At 65.4% G+C, this 7455-nt stretch carries 5 protein-coding genes; all 5 read left to right on the top strand.

From position 1 onward, the window contains the following. The first annotated feature begins 234 nt into the window (after positions 1–234). The 5 genes from G8O24_RS33070 to G8O24_RS33050 are packed head-to-tail and all read left to right on the top strand — an operon-like array spanning position 235 to position 7452. Positions 235–552, top strand: a complete 318-nt coding sequence (locus G8O24_RS33070; protein WP_188106709.1) for a DUF3467 domain-containing protein — start codon at positions 235–237, stop codon at positions 550–552. 14 nt (positions 553–566) lie between these two features. Beyond that, complete coding sequence (locus tag G8O24_RS33065) at positions 567–2450, top strand: GAF domain-containing protein (RefSeq protein WP_188106707.1); 1884 nt, start codon at positions 567–569, stop codon at positions 2448–2450. 16 nt (positions 2451–2466) lie between these two features. Next, the gene (locus G8O24_RS33060) at positions 2467–4620 is read left to right on the top strand and encodes a site-2 protease family protein (protein WP_188106706.1); all 2154 of its coding nucleotides are present in this window, start codon (positions 2467–2469) and stop codon (positions 4618–4620) included. Then, positions 4613–6595, top strand: a complete 1983-nt coding sequence (locus tag G8O24_RS33055; protein ID WP_188106704.1) for a preprotein translocase subunit SecA — start codon at positions 4613–4615, stop codon at positions 6593–6595. Before G8O24_RS33060 ends, G8O24_RS33055 begins: the two co-directional genes overlap by 8 nt. Continuing rightward, entirely contained in the window at positions 6595–7452 is an 858-nt protein-coding gene (locus G8O24_RS33050) for an efflux RND transporter periplasmic adaptor subunit (RefSeq protein ID WP_188106702.1), read from the top strand. The genes G8O24_RS33055 and G8O24_RS33050 overlap by 1 nt, the downstream gene beginning before the upstream one ends. The last annotated feature ends 3 nt before the right edge of the window (positions 7453–7455 follow it).

The following is a 7455-nucleotide window of genomic DNA, read 5'->3' as shown; positions in this document are numbered from 1 at the left end:
GCAGTGACACCAAGCATAATATCATTACACGGCAGATACAAAGTGAAACATCCCACAGACTCCTGCGCAATGATGGAGCAAGCTCGACCTATGACAAACGTCGTAGTCGGGACGCGCGTCGGTTGCGGTGCCTAGCGAACCAGGTATTTTCTTGTTACTTTTGATTTCTGGGTTGAGTGATCGTCTGCTTGCGCGGAAATTCATCTCAGCCGAACGGTTGATATGGAGGATGTCATGAGCGGAAAAAAATCTGGAGAGCAAACCGAACCGCTCAACCCAGGCTCGTCGAACGCCACGCCGGTGCATTGGGATCAGACCAACATGCGCACCGAATTCTCCAACGTCATAAACGTCTTGAGCGCACGAGAAGAATTTTCCCTGCTGTTCGGCATGAACAGCACCTGGTCTCTCGCGGAAGGCAAAGGCTTCGAGGTCAAGCTCTCGAACCGAATGGTGCTCACGCCTTACGCAGCCAAGAGATTGAATATTTTGCTGACCGAACGACTGGCGGAGTACGAGGCGAAATACGGCGTCCTTGATCTGGGAACCTAGTTCGCGAAGTTTTTTTGCTCGCAGGAGTTACATTTCTGAGTGAGACACAAGCATTTGGTGAAACGTCCCGCGACCTAAGTCCGGACACCTGGATCGAGACCGACGTCTGGCGCTCGCTCGCGCAGGCGGAGCGTATCGAGGATTTTGGCCGCGCCTGGATCGGATTGCTCAGCCGTGCGCACGACAGCATCCTGCGCTCGGCGCTCCTCCTCGGCGCGCCGGAACGGGGCCCTTTCGAGCTCGTCGCCCGTTTTCCCGAGGCGGCGGACGGGGATTCATTGCCCGCCGATGTCGCCACGGTGCTCGATCTTGCCAGCCGCAGGCGGCGTCCCGCGATTGAAGGCGGAGGCGAATTGCCGGCACGCATCGCCTATCCCCTTCTGTTCGGAGAGCTGCTGCATGGCGCGATCCTGATCGAGGCGCGGCCGCTGGATCCGGCCGGCATACGTCAATTGATACGGCACCTGCAATGGAGCGCGGCCGGCGTGGAGGCTTTTCTCTCGCGCAGCGCGACAAAGCAGAATTCGACGTCCGCCGATGTGGCCCGGTTCCTGATCGGCGTGGTCGACGCGCTGGCCGCGGCTCAAGGCGGCGTGGACGCGGCCCGGTTGCTCAGCAATCTGATCGCGCGACGGCTGGAATGTGACAGCACCGCTGTCGGACGTTACCACGGAAAGCGATCGAGATTGATCGCGCTGTCGCAGACGGCGGCGATCGACCGCCGCAGCACCCTCGCCCGCGCGCTCGAAGCGGCCCAGGACGAGGCCATCGATCAGGGCAGCGCGGTGCTGGTGCCGCCGCCGGCGACATCGTCGCCGCTGCTGACGCGTGCGCACCAGAGCCTGTCGAAGCAGTTCGACGGCGCACACATCCTGACCATCCCGCTCGTTGCCGACAACGAAGCCGTGGGTGCGATCACGCTGCGCCGGGGTGGACGCGCCTTCACGCAGGACGAGATCGTTCTGGTCGATGCGGTCGGGGCGGCGGTCGGGTCCCTGCTCGACGAGAAATGGCGACTTGACCGCTCGCTGCCGGCGCTGGCGGCGGAAAGAGCCGGCGCCGTTCTCGGCAAGCTGATGGGCCCACGCCACCTGATGCTCAAGCTGACGACGGCCGTGTCGATCGCGGCCGCGCTCTATCTCGCGTTCGGCACCAGCGATTATCGCGTGCGCGCGAAGGCGCAGGTCCAGGGCGAGATCAGGCGTCTCGTGGCGGCGCCGTTCGACGGCTATATTCGCGCCCAGTTCGCGCGCGCGGGCGATGTCGTCCCGGAAGGCTTCGTGCTCGCTGAACTGCAGGACAACGACCTCGTCCTGGAACGGCTGCGGCAGATCTCCAAGAAGCGGCAATACCAGCTCGAGCTCGACAAGGCGCTGGCCAAGCGCGACCTCGCTGAAACCAACATCGCGCGGGCACAGATCGAGCAGGCCGACGCCGAGATCGACCTCTCGGACCAGATGATCGCGCGCGCGCAACTGAAAGCTCCCTTCGCCGCCGTCGTCGTGAGCGGCGACCTCAGCCAATCCGTCGGCAAGCCGGTGTCGCGCGGGGACGTGGTGTTCGAGATCGCGCCGCTCGACCGCTATCGCGTGACCGCCGTGGTGCCCGAGGCCGAGATCAGGCTGGTCACCCCCGGCCAGAGCGGCGAGCTATTGCTGTCGGCGCTGCCCGACCGGACGTTCCCGATGGTGATCGGGTCGGTCACGCGGGTCGCGCAGGCCAGCGAAGGGGTGAATGGTTTCGAGGCGATCGGCAGCGTCGATTCAAAGGACCCTAGCGTTCGGCCGGGAATGGAAGGTGTGGTCAAGATCGAAGCCGGACGGCGCAACGTCGCCTGGATCTGGTTTCATCCGCTGGTCGACTGGTTGCGGATCAAGATCTGGGCCCTGATACCGTGAGAGGCTCGAGGCGCGAATGAACCCGAGGTCGATCCATTCGCCGCACTGGCACCTGGCGGAGAAGCTGAAGCCGCGCTTGCGCGACGATTGCAGCATCGAACGTCACGTCATTCGCGGGACGGTGTGGCAGGTGGTCCGGGATCGCTTCTCGGCCAAGGTGCATCGGCTCTCGCCGGCGGCCTACAGCGTGCTGGCGCGGATGGACGGAACGCGGACATTCGAGCAGATCTGGCGCGAGACCGTCGCACAATTCGGCGAGGATGCGCCGTCCCAGGATCAGATCCTGCATACCGCCTCGGAACTCTATGCGGCGAATCTCCTGCAGTCCGACGCGCCGGTCGACGAAGGCGACCTGGCCGAGCGCGGACGCAAGGAACGCGAGCATCTTCCGTTGGCCAATCTCAAGAATCCGATGCTGATCCGGATTCCAGTGTTCGACCCCGACCGGTTTCTGGACGCAACGGCGCATCTGATCCGGCCATTCTGCAACGTTCTCGGTGCCGGGCTCTGGCTCGCCGCAATGATCTGGCTCGGCGTGCAGCTGGTGATTCACTGGCCGGAGCTGACCGACGACATCACCGACCGGGTTCTCGCGGCGCAGAGCCTCGTCACGCTGGTCCTGATCTATCCCCTGCTCAAGGTCCTGCATGAGCTTGGCCACGCCTATGCGGCAAAACTCGCCGGCGCCGAGGTTCACGAAATGGGCGTCATGATGCTGACGCTGCTGCCGGCGCCTTATGTCGATGCCTCGGCATCGGCGATCGTTCCCGAGAAGTGGAAGCGCGCCCTGATCGCCGCCGCCGGCATGGCGGTCGAGCTCTCGGTCGCGGCGATCGCGATGCTGGTCTGGCTCAATGCGGAGCAGGGCCTGCTGAAATCGATCGCCTACGACACCGTGCTGATCGCCAGCGTCTCGACGCTGATCTTCAACGGCAATCCGCTGCTGCGCTTCGACGCCTATTACATCTTCTGCGACCTGCTCGAACTGCCCAATCTCGGCAGCCGCTCGCAGCGCTATTACATCTATTTGTTGCAGCGCTATGTGTTCGGCGTCAGGGACACGACGGCCATGCGCGCCACGCCGGCGGAGCGGTTCTGGTTCCTGACCTATGCGCCCGCCTCCTTCATCTACCGGATGGTGACGGTCGCCGGCGTGGTGCTGTTCATCTCGTCGCAGTATTTCGTGATCGGCATCGTGCTGGCGATCTGGATGGCCCTGATCTCGTTCGCCTGGCCGATCGTGAAGGCCGTCAAATTCGTCCTGGTTTCGCCGACGCTCGAACGCACGAGGCTGCGCGCCGTCAGCGTCACGGCCCTGTTTCTGCTCGCGGTCGGAACGCTGGTCGTCATCGTGCCGCTGCCCAACGGCACGGTGGTCCGGGGCGTGGTCTGGATTCCCGAGGAGACACGCGTCGTCGCCAATGCGTCCGGCATCCTTGCAGAGGTGCTGGCCAGTCCCGGCACGGATGTCGCTGCGGGAACGCCGCTGCTACGGCTCGAGGATCCGCTGATCGCCAGCAAGCGGAAAAAGGCCCAGGCCCGGTTCACGGAGATCGACGCTCGGCTCGTTTCGGCCCAGGCCCGGACCCCCTACGAGGCCGAATTGTTGGAGCGCCAGAGGCAGTTGGCGCAGGACGAGCTTCGCGAGATCGAACGCCAATACGACAATCTCGTGCTTCGAAGCCCCGCGACGGGCCAGTTCATCGTTCCGCATCTGCCTGACCTGACCGGCAATTTCATCAAGCGGGGGCAGATGGTCGGCTACGTCGTGACGGATCGCTCGCCTCCGATCCGGACCACCGTTCCCGAAAGCGAGATCGAATACGTTCGCGATCGAACGAAGACGGTGTCAGTCCGTTTCGACGAAGCCGTCTGGACTCCGATTGAAGCTGCCCGGATCGAGCGGCAGTTCCCGCAATCGACCAAGCTGTTGCCGAGCTCCGCGCTTTCCAGCGCAAACGGCGGTCCGTTCGCGCCCGATCCGAATGCAAAGGAGAAGGAGGCCAGCCTGGAATCGTTCTTCCAGATCGACGTCGCCGCGCCCGCGCCAATGACGCTCGATCGCTGGGGCCAACGCGTGTGGGTGCGGTTCGACCATGGTGCGAGCCCGGTGCTGGAGCGGCTCTATCGCGCCGGAAGGCAACTCTTCCTCGGACGGTTCCATGTCTGACGCGCTGGCCACGATGGACCTCGCTCTTCCGCGCGCATTCGCGCACAGCCGGCGGATGGCGCAGGAGCGGGAAGTCGACTCCGCCGTGACCTGGATGGCTGCCCATCTGTCCGTCGCCGCGACCGGCCTGCGCTCCCGCAAGGCGCGACTCATTGGCGAGGCCGCAGCGGCGCGGGCCCGGACGCTTGCGGACCTTGCCGCCGATGCCCTGGCCGAGCGCCGGATGGAGGTGGCGCTCGCGCTGCGCTCCGGCGGCATGAGCAACGCCGACATGGTCGATGCTCTCGCCGTTGCGGGCGAATATGCCCGCCGCACGATTGGCCTCGAACCCTATTCCCAGCAGATGGCGTGCGCCGCTGCGTTGATCGGAGGATGCGTGGCGGAGATGGACACCGGCGAAGGCAAGACCATCGCCGCCTTCCTCGCCGCGGCCGTGTTCGGCCTCGCCGGCCGCTGTGTTCATGTCGTGACGTCGAACGACTACCTCGCCGGCCGCGACGCCGAGCAGGTGCGACCTGCGCTCGAGGCGCTCGGGTTGACCGTCGGCGTCGTCACCGGCGACATTCCGGTGTCGCCGCGCCGCGCCGCCTACGCCGCTGACATCGCCTATGTGTCGAGCAAGGAGGTCTGTTTCGACTATCTGCGGGACGGGCTGGCCGACACCTTCATCACCGGCCGATCCGCTCTTGCCAGCAAGCTCGGACGCTTGCTCGGCGCGGCAGCGCGTGACGATGCCGAGCCGCTGCAACGCGCTTTGGACGTTGCCATCATCGACGAGATCGACAGCGTCCTGATCGACGAGGCGACGACGCCATTGCTGATCTCGACCAACACGAAGGGCGATATCTCAGAGGCGACCGCACGGCAGGCGCTGGAGCTGGCTGCCGGTCTCGAGCGCGGCATCGACTTCACCGTCGACCCGCACGGCCTGATGCCGACCCTGACGCTCCGCGGCGAACGCCGGCTGGAGCAGGAGGTCGCCGAGCTGACCGGCCCGTGGCGCGTTCGCCTGATCCGCAACGAATTGTTGCGCGCGGCGACGGCCGCCGTGCATACGCTGCGACGCGACCACCATTATCTGGTGCGCGATGGCAAGATCGTCCTGATCGACCAGCAGAACGGACGGACCATGCCGGACAGATATCTTAACCACAGCCTCAGCCTCATGGTCGAGGTCAAGGAAGGATGCGCCATCAGCGGCGAGCGCAAATCGCTCGCAAGCATCAGCTTCCAGCGCTTCTTCCGCAATTACGCAACGATCTGCGGCCTCAGCGGAACCGTCCGCGAGGTTGCCGTCGAGTTGCACACCGTCTACGGCCTTCGCATGACCCGCATCGCACGCCGGCTTCCGCTGCGGCGGGACGCGGCGCCTCCGATCGTGTTCTCCGACAGAACGCAGTTGTGGAGCCGTGCCGCCGACAAGGCGCAGGCGCTCCAGGCGCGCGGGCAACCGGTGCTCGTCGCCGTGCGCACCGTGACCGAAGCCAAGCGGGCGAGCGAAGCTTTGCACGAGCGCGGGGTGATCCATCGCGTGCTCAGCGCCGCGCAGGATGAGGCCGAAGCCGACATCATCGCAGGCGCCGGCGCGCGCGGGACGGTGACGGTGGTGACGAACATGGCCGGCCGGGGCACCGATATACGCCTGGAGGCCGGCGTCGCAGAACTCGGCGGCCTCGTGGTGCTGATGTGCGAGCGAAACGAATCCCGGCGCGTCGACCGGCAATTGATGGGCCGCTGCGCCCGCCAGGGCGACCCCGGGCTCGTTGCCGAATTCATTTCGCAGCGAGATGCCATCCTCCAGATGCTGGGGCCGCCATGGAGCAAAATCCTGCGCGCCTGGCCGCGTATCACCAGCCATGCGATCACCCGCGCGCAGTCCATCTGCGAACGGCGCGGCCGCCACGACCGACTTCAACTCTTGCGCCGCGACCGCCAGCTCGCCAAGGTCATGGCCTTTGCCGGAGGGCTCGACTGATGCAGGCGATGGCATGGCGCGCGGCGTCGGGTCTGGTTGCGGCTTTGCTGCTGGCACCGGGGGCGCGGGCGCAATCCCTGGACGACTACGCCTCGCGCGCCTCGTGCCTGATCACGCCGTTTCATGTCTACAAGCTGGCGATGTCGATCCCCGGACCTCTCGCGTCGGTGGCCGTCAAGCGGGCCGACGTGGTCAAGAAGGGACAGATCATCGCGCAGCTCGAATCCGTGGTCGAGCAGGCGCAGGTCGATGCGGCCCGTGTGAGGTCCACGACCGATGTCGCCATTCGCCTGAAGACGGCGGTCTACACCGCCGCAGCCGCCAAGCTGGAGCGCCAGCGCAAGCTCAAGGTCGCCGCCGTCACCTCGGAGCAGGCATTCGAGGAAGCCGAGGCCGCCGCCTCCGTGGCCAAGGAGGAGATCGAGCAGGCGCGGCTCGACAAGGAATTGGCGGCGCTGGAGCTGACCCGGCTGGAGGCGACACTCGATCGCCGAACTCTCAGGGCGCCCGCCGAAGGCGTCGTGACATCGGTCGAGCTGCATGCGGGCGAATATGCCGACCCAACCAACCCGGTCGCAACCGTCACCGAGATCGATCCGCTCACCGTCGACGTCTACCTGCCTGCGAAAGCCTATCCGCTCGTATCGATGGGCATGTCGGCGGGGATCACGCCGCAGGAGCCGCTGGGCGGCGCGCGCGAAGGCGTCGTGATCACGAAAGATCCGCAGATCGATGCTGCCAGCGGACTGTTCCTGGTTCAGCTCAGACTGCCAAATCCAGGCGCTGCGATCCCGGCCGGCGTCCATTGCAGCGTGAAGTTCGAGCGGATGTCGGCAGCGGCGGACGCTCTGAAATGACGC

This window comes from Bradyrhizobium campsiandrae (genome assembly GCF_014529705.1).
In the GTDB taxonomy this organism is placed as follows: domain Bacteria; phylum Pseudomonadota; class Alphaproteobacteria; order Rhizobiales; family Xanthobacteraceae; genus Bradyrhizobium; species Bradyrhizobium campsiandrae.
The sequence above is the reverse complement of the archived record's forward strand: the minus strand, read 5'-3'. Positions and strand labels throughout refer to the sequence as shown.